Source organism: Brevundimonas pondensis (assembly GCF_017487345.1).
GTDB classification, from domain to species: Bacteria; Pseudomonadota; Alphaproteobacteria; order Caulobacterales; family Caulobacteraceae; genus Brevundimonas; species Brevundimonas pondensis.
Map to the genome: position 1 here is coordinate 1,378,757 of NZ_CP062006.1, position 15,800 is coordinate 1,394,556.

Sequence of the window (15,800 nt, forward strand, 5' to 3'; positions counted from 1 at the left end):
GGATCGTTCCTCTAGATTCTCAGCGTCAGGTTCATGGCCTCGGCCAGGGCCTTGGCGCGACGGCGGGTCTGTTCCCCCAGAAGCATGTCGGCATAGCCCTCGGCCGCCGTGATGCGCAGCGCGCCTTTTTCGACGGTGGCGGCGGCGTTGGCCAGCAGTTGCGGCGAGCGACCCGACAGGTCGCAGGCCAGTCGCATGGCCAGGCCCAGGGCGCGGGCGCGTTTCTGGCCGGCTGGGGGCAACAGGCGGTCCACCACGTTCGGCGACGGCGTCTTGGCCTCGCCGCCATAGCGGGCGTTCATGGCGACGGCGAGGAAGGCGCGCTCGGCGTGGGTCTGGCCCGGAATGGGCGAGCGCAGCACCTGATCGAAGACCAGATCGACGCGGTGGTCGGGGTGCAGCCGCGCGCCGAGGTCGGCCAGACGACAGACCGAGGCGGTCAGCAGGGCGTCGCGCTCCTCGCCGAAGGCCTCGGGCATGGCCGAGACGACCGGCTGCAGCCAGCCGTCCAGCGCGCGGGGCAGGGCGGGGTCAACGCCCTGACGTCCGCCCCAGGCGGAACAGCCGGCCAGCAGGGGATCGACCGCCGCCATCTCGGGCGACAGGCCAGCGTAGAGCAGGCCCTCGCGCACGCCCCAGGCGGAGAAGGTGATGGATTTCAGGCTCAGGGCCTCGATCAGTCCGTCCAGCACCAGGGCGGCGTAGGGCAGGGTTTCCGCCCTGCGCTTTGATACGCCCGGCAGCTTCTCCAGCGAGGCCCTGGACTGACGCGCCACCAGACGGGCCAGGTCGCGCGCGTCGGCGGCGCTCATGGCGTATTCGTGGACGATCCGCAGCGGATGATCGGTCATGGCCATGTGCATCTGGGCCAGGCTGCGCCAGGCGCCGCCGACGGCGTGCAGATCGGTCGTGGCGTAGGCCTCGGCCACCGGAGCCAGCCGCTTGGCGATGCGCGAGCGCAGGCGGTCGACGTCGAACCCCTTGGGATCGGTCAGGGCGAAGGGGCCGAGCGGCAGGGTCACGCCCTTGTCCAGCGGCCGGTTGCGGCCGCCGTTGCCGATGCGGGTCAGCTCCAGGCTGGCGCCGCCCATGTCGGCGGCCACGCCGCGTGATGCCGGCGCGCCGGCCAGGACGCCGAGCGCCGAATATCGGGCTTCTTCCTCGCCGCTGAGGACGCGGACCTGCAGACCGGTTTCGGCGGCGACCCGAGCGCAGAACCCGGCGCCGTCCTCGGCTTCTCGCACAGCGGCGGTGGCGGCGATGATGGTCTGGTCCGGCTGGACCCCTTCGATGACGGCGGCGAAGCGGCGCAGCGCCGTCATGGCCGAGACGACGCCGGGCACAGACAGACGCTTGGTCGTGGCCAGATCACGGCCCAGACCGGCCAGGACCTTTTCGTTGAACATGGTCCAGACGGCCCGGCCTTCCAGCCGATAAAGCACCAGACGCACCGAGTTGGAGCCGATGTCGATGACGGCGATCTGACGCGACGGATATTCGGCCTCGACGCCCATCAGCGGCGCTTCCGGGCCTTGAGCCCTGCATAGGACAGGGCGCCGGGCAGGGTCTTCACCTTGCGGCCGCGGCCCGACAGGCTGGGATTGGTCATGAAATACTTGTGGGCCGAGAAGGGACGTTCAGGACCGGAGGGCGTGACGCGGTGATAGGTTCCGTCAGCAGCCAGGGTCCAGCTCTGGGCGTCGTCCTTCAGGTTGGCGACCATGATCTGATCCAGCACCTGATCGTGGACCGTGGCGTTCAGGATCGGCGTCATCAGTTCGACCCGGCGGTCCAGATTGCGCGGCATCCAGTCGGCGGACGAGATGTAGAGGCGGGCCTTGTTGCTGGGCAGGTCGTGGCCGTTGGCGAAGGCGATGATGCGGCTGTGCTCCAGGAAGCGGCCGACGATCGACTTGACCCGGATGTTCTCTGACAGGCCCGGCACGCCGGGGCGCAGGCAGCAGATGCCGCGAATGACCAGTTCGATGCGCACGCCCCACTGACTGGCGCGATACAGGGCGTCAATGATCTCGGGATCGACCAGGGCGTTCATCTTGGCCCAGATGGCGGCGGGCTTGCCCTTGGCGGCGGCTGACATCTCCTTGCCGATCATTTCCAGCAGGGAGGTTTTCATGTTCAGCGGCGAAACGACCAGGGCTTCCAGCTCGTCGGGCTCGGCGTAGCCGGTGATGTAGTTGAACACCCGCGTCGCATCCTGGCCCAGGACCGGGTTGCAGGTGAACAGGCTGAGGTCAGTGTAGATCTTGGCCGTGGTCGGGTGATAGTTGCCGGTGCCGAAGTGGCAGTAGGTGCGCAAGGCGTCGCCCTCGCGCCGCACCACGACGCTCAGCTTGGCGTGGGTCTTGTACTCGACGAAGCCGAAGACGACGTGGACGCCGGCCCGTTCCATCTGCCGCGCCCAGCGCAGGTTGGCCTCTTCGTCAAAACGCGCCTTCAGTTCGATCAAGGCGGTGACGTTCTTGCCGTTTTCGGCCGCCTCGATCAGGGCCGCGACGATGGGGCTGTCCTTGGAGGTGCGATACAGGGTCTGCTTGATGGCGATGACGTTCGGATCGCGGGCCGCCTGACGCAGGAACTGGACCACCACGTCGAAGCTTTCGAACGGGTGGTGGATCAGCATGTCCTTTTCGCGAACGGCCGCGAAGATGTCGCCGCCGTTGTCGCGCACCCGCTCGGGATAGCGCGGCTCATAGCCCTTGAACTTCAGGTCCGGGTGGCCGCCGGGGATCAGTTCGGCCAGCTGCGCCAGACCCAACATCCCCTCGACCAGAACCACGTCCTGCGGCTGGGCGTGCAGTTCGGCGATGATGAAGTTGCGCAGGTCCTCGGGCATCGACGCCTGGATCTTGATGCGGACGACCGAGCCCATGCGGCGCTGCTTCAACGCTTCCTCGAACTCCATGACCAGGTCCTCGGCCTCTTCCTCGATCTCGATGTCCGAGTCGCGGATCAGGCGGAACAGGCCCTTTTCCAGGATTTCGCACCCCGGGAAGAGGTGGTCGATGAAGAGCAGCAGCAGGTTTTCCAGCGAGACGAAGCGCTTGCGGCCCGGCGCCGAGCGCCCGTCCGTCGCCAGGGCCCAGAAGCGACGCACCTGGGTCGGCACCGGCACCAGGGCGTAGAGGACGCGGTTGTCGCTGTTGCGGCGCAGCTTCAGCGCCAGCGAGAAGCCCAGGTTGGGCAGGAAGGGGAAGGGGTGGGCCGGATCGATCGCCATCGGCGTCAGCACGGCGAACAACTGGCTGAGGAACTCGGGCTCCAACCGTTCGCGTTCGGTGCGGGTGATCTTTGAGCCTTCGACCACCTCGATCCCGGCGGCGGCCATTTCCTTGCGCAGGACGCGCCAGCGGCGCTGCTGTTCGGCCATCAGGCCCCCGGCGGCGGCGTTGACCTGTTCCAGCTGTTCGGCGGGCGTCAGACCGTCGGGCGAGACGACGCGGACACGCTCGCGCACCTGACCCTTCAGGCCCGCCACGCGGGTCATGAAGAACTCATCGAGGTTGTTGGCCGAGATTGACAGGAAGCGGACCCGCTCCAGCAGCGGATGGCCTTCGTTGGCGGCTTCCTCCAGCACGCGCCCATTGAAGGCCAGCCACGACAGCTCGCGGTTGATGAAGCGCTCGGGCGAGGTCATCAGGGCCTCGGACAGCTCCAGCTGCGGGGCGCGCGAGGAAGGGACTTCCTCACCGGTGGTGTCGACGGCGATGGGCGCGATTTCAGTCATTTGAGTGTTGTCGCGCGGGCCTGTGACGGCTGCAACCGCGATGTGGCGTTATCCGTCAGACATCTCGTCGCTGTCGCCCAGGACCTGGCGGGCCAGAACACGGGTGACCGGCCGGTGATAGGCGTCCAACTGGTCGACGATGCGTTCGACCGCGTCGGCCGAGCGATCGATGCGGCGGGCCAGATAGTCGATGACCTCGTCGCCCGGCGTGATGTTGCGAGTGGCGAAGGCGCGCTTCAGCATGGCTCCCAGCACGACGTCATCGGGCGCTTCGATGCCCACGGTGCGGATGGCGTTCAAGCGCGAGCGCAGGTCGGGCAGGTCGCAGGCCCAGGCCGCCGGTGGATCGCGCGACACCAGCAGCAGGGCGCCGCCGCCCGACTGCGTCAGGTTGATCAGGTGGAACAGGCTCTCGTCGTCTGCGTCCTGGGCGCGATCCAGCAGGACGATCTGGCCCTCGAGCTCCAGCGGATCGACCAGGGCGGCCTCGGCCCCGTGCAGGGCGACGGCGCCCGTGCGCTCGACCCAGGCGGCGGCCAGGTGGCTCTTGCCGCTGCCCGGCGGACCGAAGATCGACAGGACCGAACCGGCCATTTCGGGCCAGGTCGCCAGCACCGAGGTCGCGGCCGCATTGGATTCGGACACCACGAAATCAGCCGCGCGTTGCGACGCCTCCTGCCGCAGGGGCAGGCGCAGTTGCCGGATGTCGGAACCGAGTGCGGTCATCGGGAGACCATAGCAGAGGCCGCCGGATGCGCTGTGGGCAGGTTCCCGGCGGCGGTGGACAACCGTGAGACGCTGTGGATTTAGCCGCCAGCCTTGACTTTCCGGGGCGATGATGGGCCTTTCGCCCCTCCTAATTCACGCTGTTCTACAGCCGTTTTCAGACGATATCCGATCATGCACGCCTATCGCACCCATACCTGCGGCGCCCTCCGTTCGACGGATGCGGGCGCGAATGTTCGTCTGTCGGGCTGGGTCCATCGCAAGCGCGACCACGGCGGCCTGCTGTTCATCGACCTGCGCGACCACTACGGCCTGACCCAACTGGTGCTGCACCCGGAGACGCCGGGCTTTGAAGCTGTCGAGCGTCTGCGCGCTGAAAGCGTCATCAAGATTGACGGCGAAGTGGTCAGCCGCTCGGCGGAAACCACCAACGCCAACCTGCCGACCGGCGAGATCGAAGTCCGCGTCCTGTCGGTCGAGGTCCTGTCGGAAGCCGCCGAGCTGCCGCTGCCGGTCTTTGGCGAGCCGGAATACCCGGAAGAGATTCGCCTCAAGAACCGCTTCCTCGACCTGCGCCGCGAAACCCTGCACAAGAACATCGTCCTGCGCTCCAAGGTGATCCATTCGATCCGCCAGCGCATGGTCGAGCAGGGCTTCCTTGAGTATCAGACCCCGATCCTGACGGCGTCGTCGCCGGAAGGCGCGCGCGACTTCCTGGTGCCGTCGCGCATGCACCCGGGCAAGTTCTACGCCCTGCCGCAGGCTCCGCAGCAGTTCAAGCAACTGCTGATGGTGTCGGGCTTCGACCGCTACTTCCAGATCGCGCCCTGCTTCCGCGACGAAGACCTGCGCGCCGACCGTTCGCTGGAATTCTACCAGCTCGACGTCGAGATGAGCTTCGTCACCCAGGAAGACGTTTTCGCCGCCATCGAGCCGCTGATGAACGGCGTCTTCAACGAATTCGGCGAAGGCAAGCCGGTGTCGCCTATCGACGGCGTCCACACCTTCACCAACGACTTCGGCGACACGTTCGAGCACAAGGGCTTTGAGCGCCTGACCTATGCCCAGTCGATGAAGTGGTACGGCTCGGACAAGCCGGACCTGCGCAACCCGATCAAGATGCAGGACGTCTCGGACCACTTCCGTGACGGCGGCTTCGGCCTGTTCGCCAAGATCCTCGGCGCTGACGCCAAGAACGCCGTCTGGGCCATCCCGGCGCCGACCGGCGGTTCGCGCGCCTTCTGCGACCGCATGAACTCCTGGGCGCAGGGCGAGGGCCAGCCGGGTCTGGGCTACATCTTCTGGTCGGACGATCAGCAGGCCTGGGGCGGTCCTATCGCCAAGAACCTGGGCCAGGAGCCGACCGAGGCCCTGATGACCTCGCTGGGGCTGGGCAAGGGCGACGCCGCCTTCTTCACCGCCGGCGACCCCGCCGTCTTCGCCAAGTTCGCCGGTCTGGCTCGCACCCGCGTCGGCACAGAGCTGAAGCTGGTCGACGAGGAGCAGTTCAAATTCTGCTGGATCGTCGACTTCCCGATGTTCGAATGGTCGGAAGAAGAGAAGAAGGTCGATTTCAGCCACAACCCCTTCTCGATGCCGCAGGGCGGCATGGAGGCCCTGGAGACCCAGGACCCGCTGACCATCCGCGCCTATCAGTATGACATCGTCTGCAACGGCTATGAGCTGTGCTCGGGCGCGATCCGGAACCACAAGGCCGAGATCATGCTGAAGGCCTTCGAGATCGCCGGCTACGACGCCTCGGTGGTCGAGGAGCAGTTCGGCGGCATGCTGAACGCCTTCCGCTTCGGCGCCCCGCCGCACGGCGGTCTGGCCCCCGGCATCGACCGTATCGTCATGCTGCTGGCCAACCAGACGGCCATCCGCGAAGTCATCGCCTTCCCGCTGAACCAGCAGGGTCAGGACCTGCTGATGAGCGCGCCGGCCGAGGCGGCCGACAAGCAACTGAAGGAACTGTCGATCCGCACGGCCCTGCCGCTCAAGTAGGCGGCGACCGTCAGTTGAATTGGAAAGGGCGGCCTTCGCGGGCCGCCCTTTTTCTTTGGGGGTCTAAGGGGCTAGTGGCCCGAGGCGACGACCAGATTGCGTTGGCGCGGCGGTACCGGCGGCGCAGGAGGGGTCGGAGGTGTCCGAATGACGCGGATGCCGCCGCCGCCGCACGACCGCACGGTCAGGCCGTTAGGCAGGCGGGTCGCACCGTCGCCGCAGGCGTCGTGCACCTGATCCTGGGTCAAACCGCGGGCGTTGGACAGGTCGGCGCCGCGAATATCGGTTCGCCGCATCGAGGCGCCCGAGAAGTTCGCACCGTCAAAACTGGCGCCGGTCAGACGGGCGCTGTCTAGCGAGGCTTCGCGGAACGAAGCCCGGTCGAACACCCCGTTGGACAGGTTGGAGGCGTTGATCTCAGCGCTGGTGAAGTCGGCGCCCGTGGCGCGAACATTGGCCAGGGTGGCGCCAAACATCTCGCTGCTGTTGAAGCGGGTGCGCACCAGGACGGCGCGATTGAAGTTGACGCCGTTCAGCTCCGCCGAGGACAGGTTGGCGTCCTGGAGGTTGGTCTGGATCAGGTTGGCGCCTGTGGCCTCGGCGCCGGTCAGATTGGCGCTGGCGAAGGTGCTGCCCTGGAAGTTGGCGCCGACCATTTCGACGCCGCGCATGTCGGCGCGGCTGAAGTCACTGCCCGCGAAGTTGGAGCCGATCAGTTCGGCGCCGCGCAGGGTGGCGCCGACCAGGGTGGCGTTGGTGAAACTGGCCCCGGTAAAGGTGGCGCCCGACAGATCGCGGCCGGACAGTTCGCAGCGGTTGCAACTGCCGCCGAGTGAAACCATGCGGGCGACGTCGCGGTCCTGCATCTGCGACAGGCTGACCACGCCGGCGAAGGCGGGGGCGGCGACCAGCGCGCCGGTGAGGGCAGCGGCTGCTGGAGCCAGGCGACGGAGAAGGACGAGCGGGCGTTTCATCACGCTACCTAGATGCGCCCATCGCTCGAAAAACCCTACTTAAATCGTGGTAACGATGGGGGCTCTCAACAGGCGGGAATGCGCAGGCCTGACGGCAGGACGGTGGCGTCGTCGCCGCAGGCCTGGTTCAGTTGGCCTTGCGTCAGGCCGATGGCACGCGCCAGCTGGGCGCCGGACAGGTTGGTCCCGCTGAGCTTGGCGCCCGACATGGTGGAGCCGTCCAGATAGGCGCCGACGAAGCTGGCGTTGGTCAGGTCCGCCCCGGCGAAGTTCGAGCCGGAGAAGACGCCGCCATAGGCTTCGACGTCGCGCATGTCGGCGCGCGAGAAGCGGGTGCGGTTCATCACCGTCAGGCTGAGGTCGGCTTGACGCAGGCGGGCGCCGGCCAGATTGAGACCGCGCACCTCCATGCCTGAAAAATCGCCCTGGAACAGATTGCAGCCGGGGCAGCTGGCGCCGCCGCGCACGCGGCTGATTTGCGAGGCGTTCTGGGCGACGGCGGGCAGGGCCGTAGCGGCGACCAGCGAGGCGACGAGTGCGATTGCGAGACGGTTCATGCGAAGGCTCCGGGATTTGAAGCCATCTCAGCAAGAAGCGGGCCGAAAGCGAGTCCCGCCTAGCCCTGCATCTGCGGCGCGGCCCCGCATGTGTCGCAAATCCAACCTCCGCCGCGATTCTGCAGGCTGAAGTCGCCGCAGGCGGGACAGGCGACGGCCTCGGTCGGGAGCGTGTCGCGGGGCGCCTCGGACTTGCGTCCAAATGGGACGACGACGAGATTGTCGGGCGCGGCTCCGCGCGCGAAGCCTTTGGAAATGAACCGGGCGGCGGGCACGGGCTCGGCGTCGTTCGTGGCCACGCCCAGGCCATCGGGATTGCCCTCGGGCTCAGCGTTGGCCAGTTCCTGACGCTCCAGATAGGAGACGCCCAGCTCGCGGAAGATATAGTCGAGAATGGAGGTCGCGGACCGGATTGAATCGTTGCCGGTCACGCGTCCGGCGGGCTCGAACCGGGTGAAGACGAAGGCGTCGACGAACTCGTCCAGCGGCACGCCGTATTGCAGGCCGATCGAGATGGCGATGGCGAAGTTGTTCATCAGGCTGCGGAAGGCGGCGCCTTCCTTGTGCATGTCGATGAAGATTTCGCCCAGTTCACCGTCTTCGTACTCGCCGGTGTGGATATAGACCTTGTGGCCGCCCACAGCCGCCTTCTGGATATAGCCCTTGCGGCGGTCAGGCAGCTTACGGCGGGTGCGGTCGCGCTCGATGACCTTCTCGATCACGCGTTCGACCGCCTTGGATTCCGGCTCGGCGCGGCGCTGAACGGGGGCGTCGGCCTCGGGCAGGTCCAGGTGGAAATCGGCAGGCGGGGCTGCGCGGCGCATGACGACGGCGCGGCGACCGTCACGGGCGGCCTGACCCAGGGTGCGGGCGGCCTGAAGCGAACCGAAACGCCAGTCGATCAGGTCGGGCGAGGTGTCGGGCGCGTCGCTGAACGGCTCGATCGCGCGCCGCAGCTCAGCTTCGAAGGCGACGGGATCGGCGGCCAGCAAGTCACGCAGGGCCTCGGGTGCGGCCTCCCAGCCGGACAGCTCGGCGTGGCCGAAGGCATAGGTGCGCGCGGCCTCTATCGCACCGGCGTCAAAGCCGAGCCGTGGCAGAAGGTCCGCGCCATCCTCAACTGACAGGCCCAGAACATCGCCGATGAAGCCCGCGTCCAGCACAGGCGGAGCGAAGACCGCCGGCAGTTGGTCCGTTTGACCCAGGGCGAGCTCGACGGCCTCTAGCTCTACGTCGGTGAAGCCCAGGTCGCGAAGGGCCGAATGGTTGACGCCGGGCGCGCCGACCAGGGTGCGACGACCGAACAGGCGGCGCTCGGCGCTCTCAACGTCGCCGCCGGCGCGGACGATGGCGCGGGACAGAGAAGGGCGCAGGCGACGCTCGGTTTCGCCGTCCTCGGTCTGGAAAAGGTCAGTGGCGGCGAATGGCGAGGCGCCGAGGCGCAGTTCCAGCTCAGGATCTCGCACGAACAGGCTGATGGCGGCATGGCGACGGCCGCAGCGTTTCAGGGCCTTGGTATCCTGACCGCGCTGGACAGTGGCGTCGACGACTTCATCGCTGGCGGCGTCCCATTCGGCGCAGCGGCCGAGCAGGGCGGCGAGATCGGTCGAGGCGGCGCTGGCCGCGGCTGAAACGCACGCGCCGGCTGAAGCGGCAAGGGCGGTCGGGCTCTCAGCGTTGGCCGCGATGGTCCAGTCGGCCAGGCCGGACAAACCCAGGGCGATGGGGCGGACGGCGTCGCGCCTTGGCGAGCTGGCGCTGATGGCGGTCTCGATCTCCAGCGCCACGACCCAGAGCCGGGTCAGATCGTCCAGAGCCTCGTTGAAATGCTCACCTGCGACAGCGGCCAGGGCCGGCAGGTTCAGGGCGACGCGGGCTTCAAGGACGCTGTCGGTGAGGGTTTCGGCGTCGCGTGGCGTAAAGGTCAGCGCCAGGTCACCTTCCAGCGCGGCCGCGGCCACGGCCAGGGCTTCGGGACCGCCTGAGGCGATGGCGTCGCGTGGAGCCAGGACGGGCGTCAGAACGTGGGTGGCTGGTGCGGCCAGGGCGACTGTCTGGATTTCGCCCTCGACGGCGCGAATGATATCGGCGTCGCTCGCGCCGCAGCGGCGGGCGATCAGGGCGGCGCGGGCCAAGGCTGGATTGGCGACGGGGTCGGCGCAAGCCTCTCGCGGGCCTTCGCAGCGGTCCACGGCGTTGGCGACGCCCTTCAATGCATCAGCCAGGGCCTCGGCGGCGCGTCCCGCCAGACGCTCGCCCCGTCGGGCGGCGGTCAGATCCGCCAGGCTTCGCGCAGCGCCGGGTTCGATCAGAGACAGGCAGGTCGGAACGGAGGAAGGGGTCTGGCGGGTCTGGGGCGCGGCCAGGCCGAGCAGCAGCGAGGCCCACAGTTCGTCTGTGAAGATTTCGACCTCTTCGGCGCTGTCGAACAGGCCCAGCTCATGACCCCAGGCCCCAAGGCGATGGGCCCAGTTGTCAGCGGCTCCGCCCAGCCAGGCGGCGTGATCTTCGTCCAGAGCGACGGCGCTTGCCGGCAGGTCTGTCGGCAAGCTCTGGGCCCAGTCCAGCCAGGCCTCCACACGGGCGTCCGACCAGTCGGCGGGCGCCAGCGTCGGCGTCATGGCGCCGGGGCGTTCGATCAGGCGAGGGTCCAGCGCCACGGTGGCGGCCAGGGGAGCGAAACGGGGCTTGATGCGCATCAGACGTCTCCGCGCGTGTCCTGATCGCGACATTAACGACGCCTCAGAAGGCGTTTCAATAAATCTTGGGTCCATGCGACGGGTTACCCCCAAGATGTTGATGTCGGGCGGCGGCGCTCTATGCCGCTCTCGGGCTGGACGCGGGCGGCTGCGGTTTCTATGATCACGCCGCGTCGCCGGACCTCCCCGGGCGACGGGATTCGAGTAGGTTCGACGACGTGCTGAGCAAGATCTTCACCTGGTGGAACGGCGCCACGATCGGCACCCTGTTCACCGTCGGCAAACGCGGCCAGTTGGTCGGCACGGACGAATTCGGCAACCGCTATTACCAGTCGCGCGATAACGTCAGCTATGACGGGCGCAAGCGCCGCTGGGTCATCTATGACGGCTATGCCGAGGCGTCGAAGGTTCCGCCGGAATGGCAGGGCTGGCTGCGCTACACCTATGACGAGACCCCGGTCGAGAAGCCGCTGCCGCGTCGCGCCTGGGAAAAGGAACACTTGCCGAACCTGACCGGCACGCCGATGGCGTGGCGTCCGCAGGGTTCGCTGGCCAATGAGGGCAAGCGCCCCGCCGCCACCGGCGACTATCAGGCCTGGAGCCCGGAATGACCCTGCGCCGCCTCCTGCTTGTCGGCGTGGCGGCAGCGGGACTGGCGGTCGCGGGCGCCGGCATGGCCAACGCCCTGATGGATTTGCCGCAGGACGCCGTGCCGGTTCAGGATCCGGTCGGCGATCTGCTACGGGACACCAACCGCACCCCTCTTCAGAACCCGCAGGCGACGCCTTCGGCGCCTTCGGTTCAGGGGCCGGCGTCCTCGACGGCCACGACGGCTGCACCCGGCACGCCGGTTGTTGTCGTGACGCCCGAGGCCGAGATCGCCGCCGTGCAGGAAGACATCCCGCCTGAAGCCGAGGCTGAAGCGCCCAAACCGGCAGCTGAGCCAGTCGCCACGCCGGGGCGTCGTCAGCGTCGGCCGGTCGCCATCGTTCAGGCCATCGACAAGGTCACTGCCGAATCCATGCGGTTCGAGGTCGAGGTGGGCGGCCGTCCGGTGCGCTTCAACAAGACCCTGATCTTCAGCGCTCGGGCTTGCGAGGTCTCGGCGTCCGACGAACAGACCGAGGACGCCATCGCCTATCTGGAAGTCGGGGTTCAGCCGCGCGGGATCGCCGTGCCGACCGAGGCGCGTCAGATCTTCAAGGGCTGGATGTTCGCCTCATCGCCGGGCGTCAGCGGCCTGCAACACCCGATCTACGACGCCTGGGTGGTCGGCTGTAAGGCATAGGCTACGGCCTCCGCCCCTGTCAGGGGCGCGGAAAGGGCCGACTTGTCAGGCGTCAGGCGCAGGGCGGGCTTCAGCAGCCGCAGATAGGCCGCCTGCGGCGTCTCGACCGCGCCGAACTGACTGAGGTGCTCGGTCAGGAACTGGGCGTCCAGCAAGCTCCAGCCGCCCTTTCGCAGCCGCGCCACCAAGTGGACCAGAGCGACCTTTGATGCATCGCGCTCCCGGCTAAACATGCTCTCGCCGAAGAAGGCGCCGCCCAGCGTCACGCCATAGAGACCGCCGACCAGAAACTCGTCCCGCCAGCACTCGAGGCTGTGGGCGTGGCCGCGTGCGTGCAGTTCCAGATAGAGGCGGCGGATCGGATCATTGATCCAGGTGTCCTCGCGCCCCGGCATGGACGCGGCGCAGGCGCCCAGCACGGCGGCGAAGGCCGTGTCCACGCGCACCTGAAAGGGCTCGCCCCGGACGGTGCGGCGCAGGCGCGTGGGGATGTGGAAGCGATCCAGCGGCACGACGCCCCGCTGGTCCGGCTCGACCAGAAAGACGCGCGGATCGTCGCGCGCCTCGGCCATGGGAAAGACGCCGCGAGCGTAGCAGGCCAGCAACTCCTCGGGTCCGAAGACGCTGGAGGGGCTGCTGGCGCTGAACTCGGGTTCGTCCAAGAGGGGTTAGGCCTTGGCCTTCTGGGCGGCGGCCCATTTCTCCAGCCAGTGGATGTCGTAGTCGCCCGACAGAATATCGGGCTCCTGCAACAGCTTCTGGAACAGGGGGATGGTGGTGTCGACGCCGCCGATGACCATTTCACCCAGGCTGCGCTTGAGGCGAGCCAGGGCTTCCTCGCGGTCACGACCGTGGACGATCAGCTTGCCGATCAGGCTGTCGTAGTAGGGCGGGATCGAATAGCCGGCGTAGATGGCGCTATCCAGACGCACGCCCAGGCCGCCCGGGGCGTGGAAGTCCGTGATCGTGCCCGGCGACGGGGTGAAGGTCTCGGCGTTCTCGGCATTGATCCGCACTTCGATGGAGTGACCCTCGAAGTGGATGTCGTCCTGCGTGAACGACAGCGGCAGGCCGGCGGCGATGCGGACCTGTTCGCGCACCAGATCGACGCCGGTGATCATTTCCGTGACCGGGTGTTCGACCTGCAGGCGGGTGTTCATCTCGATGAAGAAGAACTCTCCGTCTTCCCACAGGAACTCGATGGTGCCGACGCCCAGGTAGCCGATGGCGGCGATGGCCTTGTTGACCGTCTCGCCGATCTTCTTGCGACCCTCGGCCGACAGGGCGGGCGAGGGGGCCTCTTCCAGCACCTTCTGGTGGCGGCGTTGCAGCGAGCAGTCGCGTTCGCCCAGGTGGACGACGTTGCCGTGGCTGTCGGCGATGACCTGGATCTCGATGTGGCGCGGCTTCTGGAGGTAGCGCTCCATATAGACGGCGCCGTTGCCGAAGGCGGCCTTGGCCTCGGTCTGGGCCGTCTGGACGGCCTCGACCAAGTCGTCAGCGGTCAGGGCGACCTTCATGCCGCGACCGCCGCCGCCGGCGGCGGCCTTGACGATCAGGGGGAAGCCGATGGTCTTGGACGCCTCGATGGCGGCCTCGACGGTTTCGACCTCGCCGTCAGAGCCGGGGACGACGGGGATGCCCGCCTCCATGACCGTCTTCTTGGCGGTGATCTTGTCGCCCATGACCCGGATGTGCTCGGGCTTGGGACCGATGAAGGTCAGGCCGTGGGCCTCGATGATCTCAGCGAAGCGGGCGTTTTCCGACAGGAAGCCATAGCCCGGGTGGATCGCCTGGGCGCCGGTGATTTCGGCCGCCGCGATGATCTGCGGGATGTTCAGATAGGACTTGGCCGCCGGCGCGGGGCCGATGCAGACGCTTTCGTCGGCCAGGCGCACCCACATGGCGCCGCGGTCGGCTTCGGAGTGCACGGCGACGGTGGAGATGCCCATCTCCTTGCACGCCCGGTGGATGCGCAGGGCGATTTCGCCGCGGTTGGCGATCAGGACCTTGGTGAACATATCCGGTCTCAGGCTTCCAGCAGGACCAGGGCTTCGCCGAACTCGACCGGCTGGGCGTCGCCCACCAGGATTTCCGACACCACGCCGTCGCGCGGGGCCTGGATCGGGTTCATGGTCTTCATGGCTTCGACGATCAGCAGGGTCTGGCCCTTCTTGACCTTGTCGCCCGGCTTCACGAACTGCGGAGCTTCCGGCGAGGGCTGCAGGTAGGCGGTGCCGACCATCGGCGACTTCACCTCTTCGCCCTTGCGCGAGACGATGGTGGCCGGGTCCGACGGCATCGAGGCCGGAGCGGCGGCGGGCGCGGCGTGGGCGACCGGAGCCGGAGCGGCGGCGTACTGGATCGGCGCAGCGGCCGTCATGGTGACTTCACGGGCGACGCGGATACGCAGTTCGCCGCGCTCGACCTCGATTTCCGTCAGGTCGGTTTCGTTCAGGATGTCGGCCAGGCTGCGGATCAGGCCGGCGTCGATGCCTTCGTTCTTGTGCTTGTCGTCGGACATGGTGCGTCTCTCTTTAGATCTTGGGCGAACGAGCCCCGGCCGCCGCGCGTTCCCGCGCCAGCCGAAGGGCGGCCTTGACGGCCAGTTCGTAGCTGTGGGGGCCGAAGCCCGAAATGACGCCGGTCGCAACCAGCGAAACATAGGAATGACGCCGGAAATCCTCGCGCGCGGCAGGGCTCGACAGGTGGCATTCGACGACGGGCACGCTGAGCGTCTTCAACGCATCCAGCAGGGCCACCGAGGTATGGGTGAAGGCGGCGGGATTGATCACCAGGGCGCTGGCCTCGTTGCGCGCCTCATGGATCCAGTCGACAAGCTGGCCTTCGTGATTGGATTGCTTGAACACCACGCGCGCGCCCTCGGCCGCCGCCTCGCACATCGCCTGGACGTCGGCCAGGGTCTCGCGGCCATAGATGTCCGGCTCCCGAACCCCGAGAAGGTTCAGGTTGGGCCCGTTCAGGACATAGAGGGTGAGGGTTTCGGGCATTCGCTCGCAAAACAGGCGCGCCGTGTCCGCGCGGAATCGAGCGCGCGTTGTAGCTCAGGTGGCGCGCGGCGCAAAGCGGGTGGTTGAAAAGGTTGACGCTGGGGGAGGCGCGGGCAATCTCCATCAGACTCGTCGGATAGCGGCTACCAGGAGCAACTTTGCGTCTAAGGTATCGCGCAGTTTGATCGCACTTATGGTGTGCATGGGTATGAGAAGTAGAAGAATAAAGCCTGCGTATTTGACGAGCTTGGCGCTATACGGTGCATGGGGGGCAGCGACATATGTCTATCACTCTCTGTCTTCAGTTCGACCTGAGGGATTTAGAACATATGCTGTGAGCTTTGGTAGCGGGTGGCTTTATACCTCCTTCGTTCCCTTTATTGCTTTTTGGTCGGTCGTTCCTGTTACCGTTGGTGTTGCGGTGTTGTTCCTGTTTCGACCTTCATGGGAAGAGTAGCTGCGAACCAGAGGCCCAAAAGAACGTTTTGCACCGGTGCCGGCGCCAGCATATCTCCACGCCATTCGATGGAGGCTTGCCTCCTGCCTGCATCCTCTGGAGCGAACAGTTTGCGTATCGAAGTCAACGGCGAGGGGCGGGACACCGCCGCCACGACCATTCTGGGCCTGGTTCAGGAGTTGTCGCTGGACCCGAAGAAGGTGGCGGTCGAGCGCAATCTGGAGATCGTGCCGCGTTCGCTGCACGGGGAGACCGCGCTGGCGGAGGGCGACAGGATCGAGCTGGTGCAGTTCGTCGGGGGCGGCTGACGTCTCCCTAAAACCCCGCTCATCCCCGCGG

Annotated in this window: 14 protein-coding genes; 4 read left to right on the forward strand and 10 right to left on the reverse strand. The window is 67.2% G+C overall.

The window, feature by feature from the left end; all coding sequences use genetic code 11:
- Positions 1-11: 11 nt before the first annotated feature.
- From IFE19_RS06955 to IFE19_RS06965, 3 genes are read right to left on the reverse strand one after another with little or no spacing between them, the layout of a single operon-like run.
- The gene (locus IFE19_RS06955) at positions 12-1,514 is read right to left on the reverse strand and encodes a Ppx/GppA phosphatase family protein (protein WP_207826746.1); all 1,503 of its coding nucleotides are present in this window, start codon (positions 1,512-1,514) and stop codon (positions 12-14) included.
- Entirely contained in the window at positions 1,514-3,745 is a 2,232-nt protein-coding gene (locus IFE19_RS06960; RefSeq protein WP_207826748.1) for an RNA degradosome polyphosphate kinase, read from the reverse strand. The genes IFE19_RS06955 and IFE19_RS06960 overlap by 1 nt, the downstream gene beginning before the upstream one ends.
- 48 nt (positions 3,746-3,793) lie before the next feature.
- Entirely contained in the window at positions 3,794-4,471 is a 678-nt protein-coding gene (locus IFE19_RS06965; protein WP_207826750.1) for a P-loop NTPase family protein, read from the reverse strand.
- 174 nt (positions 4,472-4,645) lie between these two features.
- Between IFE19_RS06965 and aspS the strand changes: the two genes are divergently transcribed.
- Positions 4,646-6,475 carry an aspartate--tRNA ligase gene (aspS, locus tag IFE19_RS06970; protein ID WP_207826752.1) on the forward strand — a complete coding sequence of 610 codons (1,830 nt, stop codon included), beginning with the start codon at positions 4,646-4,648 and terminating at the stop codon, positions 6,473-6,475.
- Positions 6,476-6,546: 71 nt separating this feature from the next.
- On the opposite strand, the gene IFE19_RS06975 is transcribed toward aspS, so the two are convergent.
- The 3 genes from IFE19_RS06975 to IFE19_RS06985 form a co-directional block, all read right to left on the reverse strand.
- The gene (locus tag IFE19_RS06975; protein ID WP_207826754.1) at positions 6,547-7,449 is read right to left on the reverse strand and encodes a pentapeptide repeat-containing protein; all 903 of its coding nucleotides are present in this window, start codon (positions 7,447-7,449) and stop codon (positions 6,547-6,549) included.
- A gap of 65 nt (positions 7,450-7,514) precedes the next feature.
- Entirely contained in the window at positions 7,515-8,006 is a 492-nt protein-coding gene (locus tag IFE19_RS06980) for a pentapeptide repeat-containing protein (protein WP_207826756.1), read from the reverse strand.
- 59 nt (positions 8,007-8,065) lie between these two features.
- Positions 8,066-10,705, reverse strand: coding sequence for a TSCPD domain-containing protein (locus tag IFE19_RS06985; RefSeq protein WP_207826757.1), 2,640 nt, complete (start codon positions 10,703-10,705; stop codon positions 8,066-8,068).
- A 218-nt stretch (positions 10,706-10,923) separates the two neighbouring features.
- Here IFE19_RS06985 and IFE19_RS06990 point away from each other — a divergent pair, with 218 nt between their 5' ends.
- A complete protein-coding gene (locus tag IFE19_RS06990; RefSeq protein WP_207826758.1) occupies positions 10,924-11,316 on the forward strand; it encodes an NADH:ubiquinone oxidoreductase subunit NDUFA12 in 393 nt (130 codons plus the stop codon).
- Entirely contained in the window at positions 11,313-11,993 is a 681-nt protein-coding gene (locus IFE19_RS06995) for a DUF2155 domain-containing protein (RefSeq protein WP_207826759.1), read from the forward strand. Before IFE19_RS06990 ends, IFE19_RS06995 begins: the two co-directional genes overlap by 4 nt.
- On the opposite strand, the gene aat is transcribed toward IFE19_RS06995, so the two are convergent.
- The 4 genes from aat to aroQ all read right to left on the reverse strand — a co-directional run bounded on the left by aat (position 11,960) and on the right by aroQ (position 15,004).
- On the reverse strand, positions 11,960-12,565 hold the full coding sequence (gene aat, locus IFE19_RS07000; protein ID WP_263972832.1) for a leucyl/phenylalanyl-tRNA--protein transferase: 606 nt from the start codon (positions 12,563-12,565) through the stop codon (positions 11,960-11,962). The genes IFE19_RS06995 and aat overlap by 34 nt on opposite strands.
- A gap of 96 nt (positions 12,566-12,661) precedes the next feature.
- Complete coding sequence (gene accC / locus IFE19_RS07005; protein WP_207826761.1) at positions 12,662-14,014, reverse strand: acetyl-CoA carboxylase biotin carboxylase subunit; 1,353 nt, start codon at positions 14,012-14,014, stop codon at positions 12,662-12,664.
- A gap of 8 nt (positions 14,015-14,022) precedes the next feature.
- On the reverse strand, positions 14,023-14,517 hold the full coding sequence (gene accB / locus IFE19_RS07010; RefSeq protein WP_207826762.1) for an acetyl-CoA carboxylase biotin carboxyl carrier protein: 495 nt from the start codon (positions 14,515-14,517) through the stop codon (positions 14,023-14,025).
- Positions 14,518-14,530: 13 nt separating this feature from the next.
- Positions 14,531-15,004, reverse strand: coding sequence for a type II 3-dehydroquinate dehydratase (gene aroQ, locus IFE19_RS07015; RefSeq protein WP_207826763.1), 474 nt, complete (start codon positions 15,002-15,004; stop codon positions 14,531-14,533).
- Between the two features lie 567 nt (positions 15,005-15,571).
- Between aroQ and thiS the strand changes: the two genes are divergently transcribed.
- The gene (gene thiS / locus IFE19_RS07020) at positions 15,572-15,769 is read left to right on the forward strand and encodes a sulfur carrier protein ThiS (RefSeq protein ID WP_207826766.1); all 198 of its coding nucleotides are present in this window, start codon (positions 15,572-15,574) and stop codon (positions 15,767-15,769) included.
- Positions 15,770-15,800 lie beyond the last annotated feature (31 nt).

Coding starts and splice junctions, on each gene's coding strand:
- IFE19_RS06965 (WP_207826750.1), bottom strand. CDS start 4,471: ATGACCGCACTCGGTTCCGACATCCGGCAACTGCGCCTGCCCCTGCGG.
- IFE19_RS06985 (WP_207826757.1), bottom strand. CDS start 10,705: ATGCGCATCAAGCCCCGTTTCGCTCCCCTGGCCGCCACCGTGGCGCTG.
- IFE19_RS06975 (WP_207826754.1), bottom strand. CDS start 7,449: ATGAAACGCCCGCTCGTCCTTCTCCGTCGCCTGGCTCCAGCAGCCGCT.
- IFE19_RS06960 (WP_207826748.1), bottom strand. CDS start 3,745: ATGACTGAAATCGCGCCCATCGCCGTCGACACCACCGGTGAGGAAGTC.
- IFE19_RS06955 (WP_207826746.1), bottom strand. CDS start 1,514: ATGGGCGTCGAGGCCGAATATCCGTCGCGTCAGATCGCCGTCATCGAC.
- aspS (WP_207826752.1), top strand. CDS start 4,646: ATGCACGCCTATCGCACCCATACCTGCGGCGCCCTCCGTTCGACGGAT.
- aroQ (WP_207826763.1), bottom strand. CDS start 15,004: ATGCCCGAAACCCTCACCCTCTATGTCCTGAACGGGCCCAACCTGAAC.
- accC (WP_207826761.1), bottom strand. CDS start 14,014: ATGTTCACCAAGGTCCTGATCGCCAACCGCGGCGAAATCGCCCTGCGC.
- aat (WP_263972832.1), bottom strand. CDS start 12,565: ATGGCCGAGGCGCGCGACGATCCGCGCGTCTTTCTGGTCGAGCCGGAC.
- IFE19_RS06980 (WP_207826756.1), bottom strand. CDS start 8,006: ATGAACCGTCTCGCAATCGCACTCGTCGCCTCGCTGGTCGCCGCTACG.
- accB (WP_207826762.1), bottom strand. CDS start 14,517: ATGTCCGACGACAAGCACAAGAACGAAGGCATCGACGCCGGCCTGATC.
- IFE19_RS06995 (WP_207826759.1), top strand. CDS start 11,313: ATGACCCTGCGCCGCCTCCTGCTTGTCGGCGTGGCGGCAGCGGGACTG.